Source organism: Paraburkholderia panacisoli, from assembly GCF_008369935.1.
GTDB lineage: Bacteria > Pseudomonadota > Gammaproteobacteria > Burkholderiales > Burkholderiaceae > Paraburkholderia > Paraburkholderia panacisoli.
The window spans coordinates 45,681-61,823 of record NZ_VTUZ01000053.1; the positions used below are offsets into that span (position 1 = coordinate 45,681).

At 61.0% G+C, this 16,143-nt stretch carries 11 protein-coding genes and 3 pseudogenes; 7 read left to right on the forward strand and 7 right to left on the reverse strand.

Annotated features, from left to right (window positions below; translation table 11 throughout):
- Window positions 1-59 precede the first annotated feature (59 nt).
- The gene (locus FVF58_RS43255; RefSeq protein ID WP_149675750.1) at window positions 60-1,115 is read right to left on the reverse strand and encodes an AI-2E family transporter; all 1,056 of its coding nucleotides are present in this window, start codon (window positions 1,113-1,115) and stop codon (window positions 60-62) included.
- Between the two features lie 1,085 nt (window positions 1,116-2,200).
- Here FVF58_RS43255 and FVF58_RS43260 point away from each other — a divergent pair.
- From FVF58_RS43260 to istB, 4 genes are all read left to right on the forward strand, one after another.
- The gene (locus FVF58_RS43260; RefSeq protein WP_149675751.1) at window positions 2,201-2,380 is read left to right on the forward strand and encodes a hypothetical protein; all 180 of its coding nucleotides are present in this window, start codon (window positions 2,201-2,203) and stop codon (window positions 2,378-2,380) included.
- A 299-nt stretch (window positions 2,381-2,679) separates the two neighbouring features.
- On the forward strand, window positions 2,680-3,582 hold the full coding sequence (locus tag FVF58_RS43265) for a LysR family transcriptional regulator (RefSeq protein ID WP_149675752.1): 903 nt from the start codon (window positions 2,680-2,682) through the stop codon (window positions 3,580-3,582).
- A 194-nt stretch (window positions 3,583-3,776) separates the two neighbouring features.
- The gene (gene istA, locus FVF58_RS43270; RefSeq protein ID WP_149675753.1) at window positions 3,777-5,324 is read left to right on the forward strand and encodes an IS21 family transposase; all 1,548 of its coding nucleotides are present in this window, start codon (window positions 3,777-3,779) and stop codon (window positions 5,322-5,324) included.
- Between the two features lie 12 nt (window positions 5,325-5,336).
- Window positions 5,337-6,095 (forward strand): IS21-like element helper ATPase IstB, encoded by a 759-nt coding sequence (gene istB, locus FVF58_RS43275; protein ID WP_149675754.1) that lies wholly within the window; start codon window positions 5,337-5,339, stop codon window positions 6,093-6,095.
- A 130-nt stretch (window positions 6,096-6,225) separates the two neighbouring features.
- On the opposite strand, the pseudogene FVF58_RS43280 reads toward istB, so the two are convergent.
- Both FVF58_RS43280 and FVF58_RS53620 read right to left on the reverse strand, forming a co-directional pair.
- A pseudogene (locus FVF58_RS43280) lies at window positions 6,226-6,753 on the reverse strand (LysR family transcriptional regulator); the annotation flags it as partial.
- A pseudogene (locus FVF58_RS53620) lies at window positions 6,714-7,001 on the reverse strand (transposase domain-containing protein); the annotation flags it as partial. The pseudogenes FVF58_RS53620 and FVF58_RS43280, both read right to left, overlap by 40 nt.
- Between FVF58_RS53620 and FVF58_RS43290 the strand changes: the two are divergent.
- Window positions 6,988-7,167, forward strand: a pseudogene (locus FVF58_RS43290) (transposase domain-containing protein); the annotation flags it as partial. The pseudogenes FVF58_RS53620 and FVF58_RS43290 overlap by 14 nt on opposite strands.
- A 357-nt stretch (window positions 7,168-7,524) precedes the next feature.
- On the opposite strand, the gene FVF58_RS43295 reads toward FVF58_RS43290, so the two are convergent.
- The 3 genes from FVF58_RS43295 to FVF58_RS43305 are packed head-to-tail and all read right to left on the reverse strand — an operon-like array spanning window position 7,525 to window position 11,048.
- A complete protein-coding gene (locus tag FVF58_RS43295) occupies window positions 7,525-8,364 on the reverse strand; it encodes a VOC family protein (RefSeq protein ID WP_149675755.1) in 840 nt (279 codons plus the stop codon).
- A gap of 40 nt (window positions 8,365-8,404) precedes the next feature.
- Complete coding sequence (locus FVF58_RS43300) at window positions 8,405-10,123, reverse strand: bifunctional 3-(3-hydroxy-phenyl)propionate/3-hydroxycinnamic acid hydroxylase (protein WP_149675756.1); 1,719 nt, start codon at window positions 10,121-10,123, stop codon at window positions 8,405-8,407.
- A gap of 58 nt (window positions 10,124-10,181) precedes the next feature.
- On the reverse strand, window positions 10,182-11,048 hold the full coding sequence (locus FVF58_RS43305) for a fumarylacetoacetate hydrolase family protein (RefSeq protein WP_149675757.1): 867 nt from the start codon (window positions 11,046-11,048) through the stop codon (window positions 10,182-10,184).
- A 211-nt stretch (window positions 11,049-11,259) separates the two neighbouring features.
- Here FVF58_RS43305 and FVF58_RS43310 point away from each other — a divergent pair, with 211 nt between their 5' ends.
- The gene (locus FVF58_RS43310) at window positions 11,260-12,672 is read left to right on the forward strand and encodes an MFS transporter (protein ID WP_246217466.1); all 1,413 of its coding nucleotides are present in this window, start codon (window positions 11,260-11,262) and stop codon (window positions 12,670-12,672) included.
- Between the two features lie 355 nt (window positions 12,673-13,027).
- On the forward strand, window positions 13,028-14,164 hold the full coding sequence (locus tag FVF58_RS43315) for a porin (protein WP_149675758.1): 1,137 nt from the start codon (window positions 13,028-13,030) through the stop codon (window positions 14,162-14,164).
- Window positions 14,165-14,597: 433 nt separating this feature from the next.
- Here the strand turns inward: FVF58_RS43315 and FVF58_RS43320 are convergent, their stop codons facing one another.
- On the reverse strand, window positions 14,598-15,446 hold the full coding sequence (locus tag FVF58_RS43320) for an IclR family transcriptional regulator (protein ID WP_149675759.1): 849 nt from the start codon (window positions 15,444-15,446) through the stop codon (window positions 14,598-14,600).
- Window positions 15,447-16,143 lie beyond the last annotated feature (697 nt).

Consider the following 16,143-nt stretch of genomic DNA (forward strand, 5'->3'; position numbering starts at 1 on the left):
TTCTCCTAGCGCTGGTTCTGCCAGCGTTGGACCGGATCCTGTGTCGCGGCAAACATCAGTCAGCTTCCATAAAGCGCACTCGCGAGATAACGGCGACGCAGTTCGCGCAGACCCGCCGCCAGGATCGCGCTGGCCGGGAGCGCGAGTAGCACGCCAAAGAATCCGAAGAGCTGGCCGAACGCCAGCAAGGCGAAAATCACCGCGAGCGGATGCAGGCCGATGCGCTCGCCAACGAGGCGTGGCGTGAGAATGAAGCTTTCGAGAATCTGGCCGATGCTGTACACCACGACCACCGCGCCGACGCCATACCAGCTACCGAACTGCAGCAGAGCGGCTAGAAGCGCAAGCGTCAGCCCGGTCGCAAATCCGACGTAGGGAACGAACACCGCAAGCCCGGTAAAGAGACCGACGGGTAGCGCGATTTCGAAGCCCGCGATGGTCAGTGCTATCGGATAGAACGCGGCGAGCACTCCCATCACGAGTAGCTGGCCACGCAAGTATTGCGACAGCATCTGGTCTATCTCTGTCATGAACTCCCGCGTTTTGCCCAGCCAGCGTCGCGGGACAAAGCTTTCCAGGCGAGCGAACGCCTCGTGCCGGTCATAGAGCAGATAGAACAGCACGAGCGGCACCAGCACGACGTTGCCGACGACAGTGATCATCAGGTTGCCGCTCGCGCGCAGGGACTGCCACACAGCCAATGCGACTGTCTGTTCGCTCGCTTTGAGATTCACCGCCACCGTGTCGCGGACATTGCCCAGATCGAGCGAGTAGCTCAGGCCCAGGAAAGCCAGTTTGGGTTGCAACCACACGTTGAGCGTCGCTACCAGGGACGGAATCTGCCCGACGAGTTCAGGTCCCTCCTTCTGGACCACGGCAAACACGAGCAGAACGAGCAGCGCAGCCACCAATCCGAACAGCAACATCATCCCCAGCGCCGCGAGCCCGCGTGGCGTGCGATGACGAACCAGCCACTCCACCCCCGGCTGCAGAACATATGCGATCAGCCCACCAAGCAGGAATGGCGCGAGGACGGGGCGCAAGATCCATAGCAGGACGGCGACCGTCAGGAATACAGCGCCCCATGACAGGGCTTGTCGATTGTGCAAATTCATAAGCGCAAGGTGTGGTGAAAAATCGAGTGCTCTCGCACCGGGGTGTGGGAGATTCCGAACTATCCGGCGGAGATCGGTCCGGTTCGTTAGAGGGAACGCAAACCATCAAACGCCAAGCACCGCATCGCCGTCCCCGGCTCTCCCGCAGCGGATGTCGGAACCCATTTATCGACCAGCTTCGCGCTCCTTTGAGATCATCGTCACCCAACGACGCCTGTGCCCTCACGGGGTAGCGGTTCTCTTACCTCCTGGCTTGAGACAGACAGTCGTCCAGCTGCCAGGTGAGTTGACCGATAGGGTCGACGAACCGACTCGATGCTCGTGCATCAGATCGCGAAAGCGTTGCGGCATCGGGCAGCGCCCCATAAGCGTACGCGCAAGACAGCCCGGACGTGTGTTCGGAGCAATAAGCCCAAGGGGTGGCGCAGGCACCGCTACAACACTGGGCCCCTGATCAACGGTCGCACCGGCGAATACGGTGGACCGTGACGGATCCGTGCCATACTTGATACTATCATCATTTTAGCGAATATGGTCAATAATGATTTATGCACTGCATGATAGCCGACTGAAGGATTGCTCCGTCTGAAGCATATTCCGACGGTTCCACGCGCCAACGGGCGTGTGAGCAATCAGGAGGCCGCCGCGGCGCGGGCTCGCGTCAGGATGCCTATTCCCCGTTGCCAGATTACCTTTTCACAACCGCTGCAATGCGCGGATGTTCAGAAAAATGGCCACGCTTTCGGCTTCGCAGCTTCCGCAGCTGCTGTATGAAGCGTGCATGTTTACGGTCGGGACACCCCTCGTTTGACCGGATTTCACGCGCTTTTCGCGCGTTAGTTGACATTATCATCAGTTATGTGTTTAATGTCAGCGATGCCTGACACTTGAGCTCCGGCGGACAGAACACCGTTCGTAGCGGATTTTTTTCTGTTGCTCACGTTAGTGCCTCTTTCTGCGGGCGGTCCATGTGAGGAGCCTTCGCGCTCACCGGTGTCTGTGGGAGACGTCCGTCGATCGTATCGTGTTTTTGCTCACCCCTTTGACAAGTGGGACGCAGGTTAAAATTTTACGCAGGATTTCCTATGGCGCAGCAATCCAGACCCCAAGCCGGGCAACCGAAACCTCATGCCGTTCACGAAATCGTACAGCACGCATTGCGCAGTGCTGCGACAGCCTCGACAGCCAATGGCGCTATCGACGCACTCGGCGAGGCGCTGCTCGAGCTGGAGCGCCTGGTCGGAAGCAGCCAGCGGACGCACTGAGACATTACCCCTCTCGCAATGAATACACGTTCGCAAGGGGTATGGCCTCCAGCCTCGGCTGACAGCATGTGTGGGGTGTTTGCGTCTGCCCCCGGCGCGCGAGCCCCTTCTTTCGATGGGTCCGTCCGCACAGGCTACCCCCACGCAACTGGTCGGTCGCGGTAACCGCCAGTCAACCCGGACCAGGCTGCGGTGCTGCCTGCAGCGATGCACACCGCGGTCGCGCCGGGGCCGCCTATGGGACCAACGTTTTGTGACGTCTGGCGCCTGCGGTCATAACGTCGGATAGGACGTTCCAAATGGAATATATCGAAAGCTTGCGCCTTTTTCGCACTATCGTTGAAGTTAAAAACTTCAGGCGAGCCGGGGAGATTATGAGCCTATCGCCATCGGTCGTCTCCCGCGCGATAGCATCTTTGGAAGAGCGCCTTAGCTCCCGTCTTTTCCATCGCTCCACCCGTCAGTTTTCGCTGACTGAAGTTGCGGAGCGCTTTTACGACGGGTGCTGCCGCATCCTTGACGATCTCGACAATCTGGAAGCCGATGTGGCGAACCATGGGCGAGTGCCAGCCGGCGTACTTCGGCTGGTCGCGCACACGACTGCCACGCTGACATGGCTTGCACCACTGATTTCATCCTTCAAACGCGAGCATCCGAAGATCACGCTGGATGTCACGCTGACTGAGCGGCCAGTCGACCTGACGGCCGACGGTTACGATCTCGGTATCGTACTGCCTTTCATGCTCGCGACGGATCTGGCTGTGACCCGGCTTCTCCAACGCTTACCTTTGGTTATCGTCACAACGGAGACTTACCTGAGAACGCGATCTCGGCCCCGGCATCCACTTGACCTGGCGGACCATATGTTCGTCACTGTGCCTCCTTCAATGCACAAGCCATTTGTTACGTTTCGAATGGAGCAGGAGAATGTCGCCGTCCCGATCAACTACGAGATCACGTCAAACAACCCCGTTTTCAATCGTGACGTTTTACTCGAGGGATTAGGTATTGGCGTCCTGCCAGCAACCTTTGTTGAACAAGACATAAAGGCCGGAAGGCTTGTCCGCCTGCTGGAAGGGTTTGAAATCGCGGATACGGCGGCCGAGGTCCGCCTCGCATACAGCAGACGTGCCCTGCTACCCGCAAAAGTGAGGGCGTTTATCGACCACACTGCGGCCTTTCTTGAAGGCGGCGAAAAATAAAGTGAGCTAGTTGAATATTCCACGCCAAAGTGAACAGAGATTCCACGGCAAAAAGAACACGAATTCCACGGCAAAGTGAATGCCGATTCCACGGCAAAAAGAACAAGGTTTCCACGCCATCGCGAACAGGATTTCGAGGTGGCGGCGACGCGGGTCAACAGTGGCACGCTCGACAATTTTGTCGGGGGTGCCGAATGGCAAATGTCAGGTTGACCATGCGCAAAATCAGGGAAGTGCTGCGGCTACATTTCGAGTGCAACCGCAACCAGAGGGAGATCGCCGATGCGGTCGGCGCCTCGACAACGACGGTGTGGCATTACCTGCGCCGCACGCGGCTGGCGGGCCTGGGCTGGCCGCTGCCGCCGGAACTGCTGACGGATGACGCGGCGCTCGAGGCTAGGCTGTATCCGCCGCCGGCACGGCGCGAGCCAACCCGCGGCATGCCGGACTGGCCGACGGTGCATCGCGAGATCGGCAGGAAAGGCGTCACGCTCGATCTGCTGTGGCAGGAATATAAGGCGCAGCATCCGGACGGCTGCGGCTACAGCTGGTTCTGTAAGGCTTACCAGGAGTGGGCGCAGCGGCTTCCGGTCACGATGCGGCAAACGCATGTGCCGGGCCAGAAGCTGTTCGTCGACTACTCGGGCAAGAAGCTCGGCATCATCAATCCGGGCACCGGTGAAATCCGCGAGGCCGAGCTGTTCGTCGCCGCGCTCGGCGTGTCCGGCCTCACCTTCGCGGAACTCACGTGGACCCAGCAGTTGCCCGACTGGATCGGCTCGCACGTGCGCGCCTTCGCGTTCTATGATGGCCTGGTCGAGATCCTGGTGCCCGACAATTTGAAATCGGGTGTGCACAAGCCCGGATTCTACGACCCCGACATCAATCCGACCTATCAGGAGATGGCCTCGCATTACTCCGTGGCTGTGATCCCGGCTCGCAGTAAAAAACCGAGGGACAAGCCGAAAGCAGAGCTATCGGTCCTCCTGGTGCAGAGATGGGTTCTTGCCCGCCTGCGCAATCAGCGCTTCTTCAACCTGGACGAGGCCAACCGCGCCATCGCCGCATTGCTGACCGACCTGAACAACCGGCCCTTCAAAAAGTTGCCTGGCTGCCGCCGTAGCGTCTTCGACGAGATCGATCGCCCGGCACTCAGGCCATTGCCCGAGCGGCCGTATCAGTACGCGGAATGGAAGGTCGCACGCGTCGGCCCGGACTATCACGTTGAGCTCGATCAGCACTACTACTCGGTGCCGTACCGCTACGCACGCGAACAGGTCGACATGCGTCACACGGCCAACACCGTCGAAATCTTCCATCGTGGCCAACGCATTGCCGCCCACGGCAAAAGCGCTCGCCCTCGCTACCACACCACGATCGACGCGCACATGCCACCCGAGCATCTGGCTGTCGCGAAAGGCTGGGATCCGCAGCGGCTGCGCAACTGGGCCGCCGACATCGGTCCGCATACGGCGGCCGTCATCCAGCACCTGCTGGGTGCCCGCAAGCACCCGCAGCAATCCTATCGAACCTGCCTGGGCGTGCTGCGCATGGGCAAAGACTACGGGCGCGACCGGCTCGAAGCCGCCTGCCGCCGCGCCATCGATCTGAAAGCGCCGAACTACAAGTTCATTGCCTCGACGCTGAAGAACGGCCTGGACCGGGAGCCCGAAGCGGCTGCCGCCCAGGCTGACCTGCCACTCATGCACGCCAACGTGCGCGGGCCGTCTTACTACCATTGAAAGGGAGTCGTTATGCTGCAACATCCCACTGTCGACAAACTGCACGCGCTGCGCCTGCCTGGCATGGCCGCGGCGCTTGCCGAGCAACAGAGCCAGGACGGCATCGACCGGCTGGGCTTTGAAGAACGTCTGGGGCTGCTGGTCGAGCGCGAAGCCAGCGAGCGTGACTCGCGACAAACAACGGCCCGGCTGCGCCGGGCCAGACTGAAGATCCCCGACGCGTCGCCCGAGGACATCGACTATCGCACCGCCCGCGGGCTGGATCGGGCGCTCACCGCCCGTCTGCTGACCTGTGAGTGGATTCGGGAGCGGCAGAACCTGATCCTGGTCGCGCCAACCGGACTCGGCAAGAGTTGGCTGGGTTGTGCCTTCGCCATTCAGGCGTGCCGCCAGGGATTCTCCGCCTGCTATCTGCGCGTGCCGAAGCTCAACGAGGAACTGGCGATCGCGCACGGCAGCGGCCGCTACGCTCGGTGGCTTGCGCAACTGGCCAAGACGGATCTCGTCATTCTGGACGATCTGGCGATGGCGCCGCTGACGGATTCGGCGCGACGCGACCTACTGGAGGTTCTCGATGACCGGCACGGACACCGATCCACACTGGCGACCAGCCAGATTCCCGTGGACCACTGGCACGAGGCGATCGGCGAACCCACCGTCGCGGACGCAATCCTCGACCGGCTCGTACACAACGCTCATCGCATCACGCTCGCCGGCGAATCGCTGCGCAAGACGCGCAGTCGATTGACTGCGAAGCCGCAGTCCGAGTAAAAAGGCAAGGTCCCGCGTCGCTGCGCTCCGCTTGTTCGCGATGGCGTGGAATCCATGTTCGCTTTGTCGTGGAATCACGATTCACTTTGCCGTGGAATGGCTGTTCTCTTTGCGTGGAATACGCAAGCTAGTCGCGGCAGTCACGCGAATCGGCCGCTTCAAGTTTCGCGTACGGCGAATCGGCGGGTGCGGCGAAAAAGATGTCGTCTTCGAAAAGAGGCCGCGCCTCGACTTCGGGTTCGGTCTCCGGCACGGCCATCAGGGCCGCATCGACCGCGCCTTGCTTAAGCTTGTCGAGCGGCTCGGCATTCGAACCGCGCACGAGTTCGACCTGACGTGTCGGCCGGCGCACCTTGAGATCGATGACGATGCCGGGTACGGTCTTGATGATCAGCGAGTACAGCGAACCAACCTTCAGGCGGTCCGACGAGTAGCCTGCGGCCTTGCACGTGGCGCGAACGCCTTCGGACATCAGCGTGAGCACGTCCTGCGCGACATCAGCGAGCATTTGCGCCGCTTCCGTCGTCTTGAGGTTGCGGCCTTCGTGCCGCAATAGCGCACAGCGTCCCCCTTGTTCGAGCGAATGCAGCGCCCGGTGCACGCTGACCGTGCTCACCTTCAACGCCTCGGCCGCGTTCGACAGGTTTCCGGTCTCCATGAATGCGAGGAGAACCCTCGAAAGCGGATAGTCAAGCTCGTTGAAGAACCGGCCTTGCGTCGGCCCCGGTGAGTTGGCAATCGGGTAAGGACGTCTTTCAGATAGACGTACGAGTCGTGACCGTTGAGCTGCGCGATACGAATCAGGCTCATGACTGCGGCGGGACGTTGTCCCGCTCGCACTGAACCAGCGGACAGCCAGTTCGCTCTGTTATGGAAATGCTTCTCTAACGGCCGCAACTGGCTCTTCAGTGACACAGTCGCCAGTGCAAACGCCGCCGCCACCCTGTATTCGCTCGTGCAGACCTGCAAAGCGAACAACATCGCCCCGTACAAGTACCTCATCGCACTGTTCAAAGGTCTGCCGCATGCGCACACGGCCGACAACTACGAGGCTCTGCTGCCTGGCAATTGAATCCACACGCGGCCTGACGCATATCGCGTTTGGTCGCATACGGGACGTCGTCTAATGCGCGCTTGCGGTTTGAGGCGCAATACGAGCGGAAGACGGGGGTGCGTGAGTGTTCGCCGCAGGTGGGGGAATCTGCGTAGGGTCAGTCGCTTCCTGAGATGCGCGATGGAGCTCGGTTGTTGTGCACCGGGTCATTCCTCATCTCCGTCCCGTTGTGCGGGAAGCTGGCGATCCCGTCAGCGGCCGAAAAACCAGCGTACGCCTGACGCTTTCGCGACCGCGCCGATTTTTTGGCCGTCTTTCGATCGTCAGCCGGCCAGCAGCGCCGGTGACACTGCCGCCGGTCGCGAGCGGCCATGCTCAGGATCGAATCCAGGCACGCCCCCAGGAATTCAATGTGCGTTCGCTCTGCGGCCAGACGCCGGGAGGCTTGTCTGCCGGGACGCGCTCAAGCTCGGCAGAAAACTCCAGCCGGTTGCCGTCCGGGTCGGTCACCATGAAGAAGAGGTTATTGCCGGGACCGTGGCGGCCGGGTCCAAAAAATATCGGGACTTCGGCCGCCGCAAAGCGGTCGCCCCAGTCGCGGATGTCGTTCCATTCACTGGTTTCGTAGCAGTGATGGTCCCATTCGTTACTGCTGCCACGAAAGAACGCCAGCGTGTGGTGCTCACCGTCGGACCGCATGAATACGACCATGATGGTGCCGTCCGCGTCGATCACCTCGTCGGAGATCGTGAATCCCACTTTTTCGACGTAGAAGCGCACCACGTTATCCAGGTCGGTCGTCTGGAACACCGTGTGCTGCAGACGTGCCGGCGGGCCCGTGTAATCGTCGGACTGCACCGGCACGCCGAACGCGAGGCGCCGTCCTTGAGGATCGGTGATCACGATGGCGCCGGATGCGAACAGCGGATCGTTGATCATTTCATAGGACAGGTCGTGGCCGGACAGTTGCTGCTTCAATGCTTCAAGCGCGCTCGCATCTGTCATTGCGTACCCGTAGTGCGGCTCGCTGCCACCACCACTGCGTCTGATGATCATCGCACGGGCCGGGCCGGCGAGAACCGTGCTGTCGGCGCGCATTTCCACGATACGCAGGTCAAGCATGCGCTGATAGAATTCAACCATGGTCTCGGGCCTCTCGCTGACGATCTGCAGATGGTGAAGCCGCGCGGGGGTACATTGTTGCAGGGTATTCATGTTTAAAGGCTCCATGTCCTGAGGGCGCAGCGCGCGGGCGTTAGGCGCGAACGGCCGATGTGGCCGCAATCGCAGGTTTTGTTCGGACCGGTGCGGATACCTTTCCAGACCCGACGCCGAGCGTTGACGCGTAGGCATCGGCAAAAGTCTTTTCCGCACGTGGCGCGAACGTGCCGGCGACATACCGGTCGGGTCGCACCACGAGAACTTCCTTCGCGTGCCGTCCGAGCCAGGCCGGTAAAACGTCCGATGTGTCCACTACATAAACGACCTTCGGCGACGCGGTGCGTGCAGGAAGCGTTGAACCCGCCGGCAGTACGCGTACGCGCGCCACATCCAGTAGATCCCACAGCGGATGGTTGAGCGCCTCGAAGTCGCTGTCGGGCCCATTGCCATACTGAACCAGTGCAAAACGGTGACCGATTACGTCGTCCAGCTTCGATTCGACCACCTCGACGCCGGTTAAGGCAGTTGCACCCTCGACGCTGACTCGTGCCAGGACAGAAGGCTGCGGAAGCATCCGTCCACGTGGGCTGCCACGACCGCTACGTTCTCGAGGGCCAAGGAGGCCCGACTCGAAGCGCGGCTTCGGCTTGAACTTCATCTGCATGAAGAAGTCGCGCACCGGCGGGATGAATCGGGTCAAACGGAAAAACGACTGGAAGGCCGTCGCACTGAACTGCGATCCTGGTGCCATGACGATGCCCAGATTCAGCGCCAGCCGAATCAACGCCCAGGCATGCTTGCGCCGCTCTTCTTCGTACGACGAGAGGATCGTTGCCGGCAATCGGCCCTTCAGCACAGCAGTCAGTTTCCAGCCGAGGTTATGGGCATCTCTCACGCCGCTATTCATGCCCTGACCCGCGTACGGCGGCGTCAGATGCGCAGCGTCTCCGGCCAGGAATATCCGGCCGATCTGCCAGCGTTCGGCCACGCGGGCGTGGAAGGTGTAGACCGTTTTCCGGATCAGATCCATCGGCGCGTCGCCGCGCAGCGGGCGCAGCCATTGCGCAATGCGTTCTTCCTTCAGCGCATCTTCGGATGACTCTCCCGGGTGAATGAGAATCTCGTAGCGCCGGGTATTGTGAGGGCCCGGAACATCGACGATGGCTCGTTTGGGATCGCAATAGACGCGCATCTGCGAGAACGGATCGGTATCCTTCTCGGTGTCGATGACCAGCCACCGGGACTTGAAGGTCGAGCCGACGAGCTTGACGCCGAGCTTCTCGCGCACCGGGCTTCGACCGCCGTCGCAGGCCACCAGGAAGCTCGCTTTGACCGCGAACCGGGAACCGTCGGTACGTGACACTACTGCGATGACGCCTTCACCGTCCTGCTCGAACGATTCGAGCGTGTGCCCGAATAACGTGGCTCCGCAGGTGAACCGGTCGAGGCCGCGCCGGAGGGTGGCCTCAAACAGCGGCTGACGGAACGCGTTGCGACGCGGAAAGCCATATTCGCTGGCAGTCGGCTCAACCTTGCCAAAGCAGCTTCCCCCTGCGCGACTCAGGTAGTGAACGCCATACCCGGGCACGACATCCCGCATCACGGGGTCGGCCAGTCCGACCGCCTGCATGGTGCGCAACGATTCGTCGTCGATGGAGACAGCGCGGGGCTCGCCTATCGTCGATGGCTTCAGATCGATCAACATGAAGGGCACATCGCTGTGACCCAGGACGTTGGCGAGAGTCAGCCCGGTTGGGCCGCCGCCCACGATGAGGACACCGGTTTCGATGGTGTCGAGGTTATTCGCGCTCATTGCACTGTCTCCTGTCTGCTGACGCACTTTTGCCATTGCTACTCAACTGGCCGCCCGATCAATCGCGCGAGCCATGCGTTTCGTCGACCACGACGTTGCGCAGAATGCCGATCTTCGAGATCTCGACCTCAACCACATCACCCGCCTTCATCCAGAGTGGCGGCTGACGGAAGGCGCCGACGCCGCCGGTCGTACCCGTGATGATCACGTCGCCCGCATGCAGTTCGGTGAAGGTCGAGCAGTACTCGATCAGGGTCGGGATATCAAAAATCAGGTCGTCGGTGGTGGCCTGCTGGACGACCTCGCCGTTCAGACGGGTCGTCAGGGAAAGCTGCGACGGATCGCCCAGTTCGTCCGGTGTGACCAGCCAGGGGCCGAAGCCGCCAGTCGACGGGAAGTTTTTTCCCGGGATGAACTGGATCGTATGTTTCTGCCAGTCGCGCACGCTGCCGTCGTTGTAGCAGGAGTACCCGGCGACGTAGCCGAAGGCGTCAGCCGCCTTGACGTGCCGCGCCGTACGGCCGATGACGACTGCGAGTTCGCCTTCGAAGTCGAGTTTTTCCGACGCCAGAGGCCGCACGATCGGACCGTCATGGGCCGTCTGGGAGTCGGCAAAGCGTGTGAAGAACATCGGCTTCGTTGGAACCTCGCGGCCGGTTTCCTTCACGTGCGACAGATAGTTGATACCCACGCACAGGATCTTCTGCGGGTCCGGGATGACCGGCAACAGTTCGACTTCACTCCACTCAAGGCGGCCATCCGCGGCGCGAGCGATTGCACTGATGGCGCCCAGCGTGTTGCGAGCCAGCGCCTCCTTCAGCGTCGAGCCAACGTCGGACGAAAACGGGCCCAGATCGATGAGACCGTTGTCGGTCGCGACGCCAAATGAGTCCTGTTCCGCATGCCGAAAGCTCACGAGCTTCATGTCGTATCTCCTGAAAGTGGTGGGTGCCTCCATAGCATAGTCGATTTACAAATTTCGTCAAACGCAATTCTCATATTTCGATAATTAGGCGTTAACGATAGGTGCGTAAATGGCGTATTTGGATAAAAGTAAGTTACGTGACCGACGACGGAATTCAGTCCGGTAGCCGGCGCGCCTTCCAACATGCACCCAGACTGGATGGAGACACAAAGTGGCTAACGATTTTCTTTCACCGTCCGTTGCCCCCGGCGCCCCGTGGCCCGGTGGCCCCGCCCTGAACGGCACCCACGCTGACAACGGTTCTTCGGGGGTGCACGGGACAGCCGTGGCGGTTGGAGACGTCATCGACGCACGGCCGCTCAGTCGTCTTCAAGTGATGACCGTGGTCCTGTGCATATTTGTCGCGGTACTCGACGGTTTCGATACCCAGGCGATCGGCTTTCTGGCCCCTGCGATCGCCAGAAGCCTGGCGCTTCCCTTGCCAGGCTTCGGCTCCGTGTTCACGGCGGGCCTCGTCGGCCTCATGATCGGTGCGATCACCCTCGGCCCCCTCGCGGATCGCTTTGGCAGAAAAAAAATGCTGGTGCTCGCTACGCTCGCCTTCGGGGTGTTCGCTTTCGCTACCGCGTTCGCCCACACGCTGCCCCAACTGCTGGTCATGCGCTTTCTGACCGGGCTCGGCCTCGGTGGCGCGATGCCCAACGTGGTGGCGCTGGCCTCGGAATTCTCACCACGCCGGCTTTCCCGGGTTTGCGTGACGGTCCTGTTTAGCGGCATGCCGGCGGGCGCGGTGGTCGGCGGCCTGGTCAGTGCCGCACTGCTGCCGCGCTATGGATGGCACTCGGTCTTCTACGTTGGCGGTGCGTTGCCCGTTGCCGTCGCACTCGCGGTCGCCATCTGGATGCCCGAGTCTGTTCGCTACCTGACGACGCTTTCGAGCGGACGCGCACGGGCGCGGAAGATCATGTTCCGGATTGCGCCGGAGCTCGCGCAGCGCGACATCGAATTCATTAGCGGTGAGGTCCAGCATAGCGGGGTTCCGCTCAGGCACCTGTTCACGGAAGGGCGTGCGGCGCGCACGATCCTGCTGTGGATTCCGTATTTCATGAACCTGCTGGTGCTGTATTTCATCATCAGCTGGCTGCCTGCGGTGATGGTTCGGACCGGCAGTTCCATCACGCTGGGGATTCAGGCGATCACCGGGTTCAGCCTGGGTGGTGTGGTCGGCTCTCTCATTCAGGGACGGCTCATGGACAGGTTGGGCCTGATCCGGGTGCTGTTCCTGGAGTTTGTTTTCTACATCGGCTTCGTGGTTGTCCTCGCCACGCAGCCGCTGGGCGTCGCCGGCATTCTCGTCGCGACTGGACTCGCCGGGATTGCGGTTCAGGGCGCCCAGGCGGGTCTCAATTCGTTGGCCGCCGAGATCTATCCGACCTCGATGCGCGGGACCGGCGTTGGCTGCGCACTGGCCGTTGGTCGGATTGGCTCGATTCTCGGCCCGATTGCCGGGAGCCTGATGCTGGCCTTCAACTGGAACGCGCAGCAGATCTTCCTGGCTGGCGTCATACCTGGCGCGATCGCCGCCACAGCGATTGTCTGCAGCCGACGCTTCGGGTACCGGTAACAACCCTGCGGCGCATGTCGCACGTGCTCCTGTTCACGCCCGAGGCGGCGTGCGGCATTGATTGCTGCCGCAGCGGCCGGCTCGTGGCTGCAGGCAGGTCCGCTACATCGTGGACTTCACGAACGCGTATGACGCATGCAAGCGCCTAGGGTCATGCGGTGTTCGTCGAGCCCGCGTTAAAGGCTCGCATCACGTTGCGCAATGGCGCCGGGTCCGGCGCGTCGAGCCGTGCCGCATCGGCGCTTCCTGAATGGATGCCGGGAGACTTCTTCGACACCACCGAACCATGACGATGACTGACGTCATGTAAAGCGCAATTCAGACAACAGAAAATCAGATTGCAGGGTTTGGAGAGATGAAATACAGAACGATTGCGGTTGCCGCCGCACTTGGGATGAGTAATTCGGCTTTTGCGCAAAGCAGCGTCACGCTCTACGGGATTCTGGATACCGGCATTGAACTCGTCACGCACGCCAATGCCGCCGGTGACAGGGTGGTGCGCATGCCCGGCATTACCGGGTCGGTTCCGTCGCGCTGGGGTATGCATGGAACTGAGGACCTGGGTGGCGGCCTCGCGGCGATTTTCACGCTGGAGAACGGGTTTAATACGCGTTCTGGCGATATCAACCAAGGGGGCCGGCTATTTGGCCGGCAGGCCTGGGTCGGAATGTCCGGCCCTTATGGCACGTTGACCTTCGGTCGCCAGTACACCATGTCATACTGGGCGATTCTTGATTCCGACGCGCTTGGCCCGGACATCTATGGGGGCCTCGGCTCGCTCGATGCCTATATTCCTAACGCGCGCAGCGACAACACGATTGCCTATAAAGGCACGTTCAGTGGCGTGACGGTTGGCGCGACGTATTCATTCGGCCGCGATTCCGCCGGCACCGGCAACTCTCCCGGCCAGGGGACGTGCGCGGGATCGATCCCCGGCAACTCACAGGCGTGCCGCCAATGGTCGGCGATGCTACGCTACGACAGCAATGCATTCGGCGTCGCCGGTTCCTATGACGAACAGCGGGGCGGCCCGGGAGCCGCGGCGAATTTTTTCAACGGTGTCGCGCCGCTGCCACTGACCAGTAGTGGCGACAAGGACGTCCGCATGCAGCTCAATGGCTACTTCAAGCTCGGACAACTGAAGGTCGGTGGCGGCTGGCTGGGCCGTCATGTCGAAACGGTTCTGCCTACCGTGCCGGACGTGCGAACCAATACTTTCTATCTGACGGGTACCTACCTTGTCACACCGTCGGTGCTCGTCGATGGGGGCCTCTACCGGACTGTCGACCAGGACCAGGACACCCGGGCCACACTGGCCGCCCTGAGGGGGACCTACCTGTTGTCCAAGCGCACTGCCGTCTATCTGCAAAGCGGTTACGTATTCAACAGCGCGAAGGCGCGCTACACAGTGAGTCAAGGCGGAGGTGGCACGACCCCGGCTGCCGGAACTGGACAGCTCGGCGTGATGGCCGGTATCCGGCACACGTTCTGACGGACCGGCGTCACGCATCGCGTTGCTGCGCGCCGCAACGTTTGACCCCGGGGATGAGCGGGTTTGTGATGAGATAGCGGTGCGGCATTGACGCAATGCGCGGGTCGCTTCAGCGTCAAAAGCAGCAGTGGCTTCTGCAAGTAATACGACAACGTCGCGCGACGCCACCGATCGGGGCTTTCGCTGAGCGCCCGCCGACGGCCGCCCACCACAAATGCTTAATGTCCAGCAACAGGATGGCGTCCAGCGCCGTGAGCATGCCCACGATCGGCAATCGCGAAACGAGAGGTGTCCCGGCCGGCCGGGACGTTCACCGTCAGGTTGTCGCATAGGCAATCGCCAAGGACAAAGACCGCGAAGGAATGCATCTACAGTCTGCTGCGTGCAAGCGCGCGTGCAAGACAATCGGGGTCATGCGAACCGTCGCGTGAAGTCAATCCTGACTGAGCAGGGCGCGGGTCGACGGTTCAGCTGCCTTCGAACCTGGCTCGCCACGGTCAGGCGGGAGGCGCTCCTCACCCGGGCTGGACTTGTCGTGCGCGTTCAGGGTCGCTTCGATTTCCTGCGCGCCGCTCTGCGCGATGGTCGCAAGGCGCTGACACGCCCGCATCTCGACCTCGCCGCTCACGACATAGCTCAAACTGCCTACGGCCCGGCGATCCTGGTTCAGGATGGCCGCGGCAATCCCGATGCGCCCACGATCGATCTCGCCGGATGTGATCGCATATCCGGCCTTGCGAATATTGGCAAGCGAATTTCGGAATTCCTCGAGCGTCTTTCCAAGACCCGCCACTGACACCTCATCGCGATGGTTTTCATAGAGAGTGCGCAGCCAGCGCGCCGGCTGGTAAGCGAGGATAACCTTCGAGGTGGCGCCTGCAAAAAGAGGCATCGGCCTGCCCCGCTCGTAACTCACCAGCGGCTGGGGACCTGCGGTGAACACCTGGCGCATGCACAGAACCGTTTCGCCGAATGAACGACACAGCAACACCGCGGAACCTTCGGGTCCATATTTGCGCAGGTCTTCCATCACCGGTGCGGCGGCGGCCAGTAGTGGGTCTGTCAGCTGGATCTGACGGTCGAGCTGGATGATTGCCGGTCCCAGCGTGTACACGCCCGCCCCTGTCGGCGCGATTAGCCCCGCCTCTTCAAGCGCGCGAATAAACCGGTAGCCCGTTGCAGGCGAAACGCCCATGGCACCGGCTATTTCATCTGCGGTCCAGGACGGCTTTTCGAGGGTGAACAGTTTGAGGACACCGAAGGCGCGGTCAGACGTGGACATGGAACGGTTCAAACCAAAAGGATGACAATCAGTGTACTACGCAACATGATCCAATAATCTCATTTTTGATCATTATATGCTCATCAACATATGCATAAGTCTCATATTTCGATAATCTGTAGCGACGATATATCCAAGCGGAACGTTCCGACCAGTGCAATCGACTCTGGTATTTCGTGTTGCCGTCTTCAGAAAACGACACGCGTTCCAGGTGAGAAACTCACCGACTTCACCTGTATCGACGTTACTGCAGCATAACCGTGGGGAAGGTCGCCACAGCATCGCGCGAGCCGTCTTCGCCGCAAGTGCGGTGAACTGCTCCGGCATTACCGCGAGAACCAGGAAGACTGGCGAGATGCACTCGGCTTGATGTTCAACATGGTTCTGTTGTTGAACACATCTAAATTGAGGCCGCCTTGAACCAATTGCGGAAAACCATGTGGGCGTGGCGCAACTGTCGCCGCTGGTGCATGAGCACATCAACATGCTTGGGCGCATCCGGTCCCGGTGCTCCAAGCGGTGCTCAGGGCGAGCTACGGTCATAAGTAATCCGGAAAACAGCGATTCATCATAAGTATGCGGTCCTTTACGGACGCCCTAGCAATGAACGAGTGATTCTCTGATGCTACCTGTCCACGTGGACAGCTGGGATGAGAGTACATGTCAGAAGATCGAGATTTGCGTAGCCGCCTGGTAG

Excerpts from the sequence above, each read along its gene's own strand:
- istB (WP_149675754.1), top strand. The coding sequence starts at position 5,337 with ATGCTGCAACATCCCACTGTCGACAAACTGCACGCGCTGCGCCTGCCT.
- FVF58_RS43320 (WP_149675759.1), bottom strand. The coding sequence starts at position 15,446 with ATGTCCACGTCTGACCGCGCCTTCGGTGTCCTCAAACTGTTCACCCTC.
- FVF58_RS43300 (WP_149675756.1), bottom strand. The coding sequence starts at position 10,123 with ATGAGCGCGAATAACCTCGACACCATCGAAACCGGTGTCCTCATCGTG.
- FVF58_RS43265 (WP_149675752.1), top strand. The coding sequence starts at position 2,680 with ATGGAATATATCGAAAGCTTGCGCCTTTTTCGCACTATCGTTGAAGTT.
- FVF58_RS43305 (WP_149675757.1), bottom strand. The coding sequence starts at position 11,048 with ATGAAGCTCGTGAGCTTTCGGCATGCGGAACAGGACTCATTTGGCGTC.
- FVF58_RS43295 (WP_149675755.1), bottom strand. The coding sequence starts at position 8,364 with ATGAATACCCTGCAACAATGTACCCCCGCGCGGCTTCACCATCTGCAG.
- istA (WP_149675753.1), top strand. The coding sequence starts at position 3,777 with ATGGCAAATGTCAGGTTGACCATGCGCAAAATCAGGGAAGTGCTGCGG.
- FVF58_RS43260 (WP_149675751.1), top strand. The coding sequence starts at position 2,201 with ATGGCGCAGCAATCCAGACCCCAAGCCGGGCAACCGAAACCTCATGCC.
- FVF58_RS43315 (WP_149675758.1), top strand. The coding sequence starts at position 13,028 with ATGAAATACAGAACGATTGCGGTTGCCGCCGCACTTGGGATGAGTAAT.
- FVF58_RS43255 (WP_149675750.1), bottom strand. The coding sequence starts at position 1,115 with ATGAATTTGCACAATCGACAAGCCCTGTCATGGGGCGCTGTATTCCTG.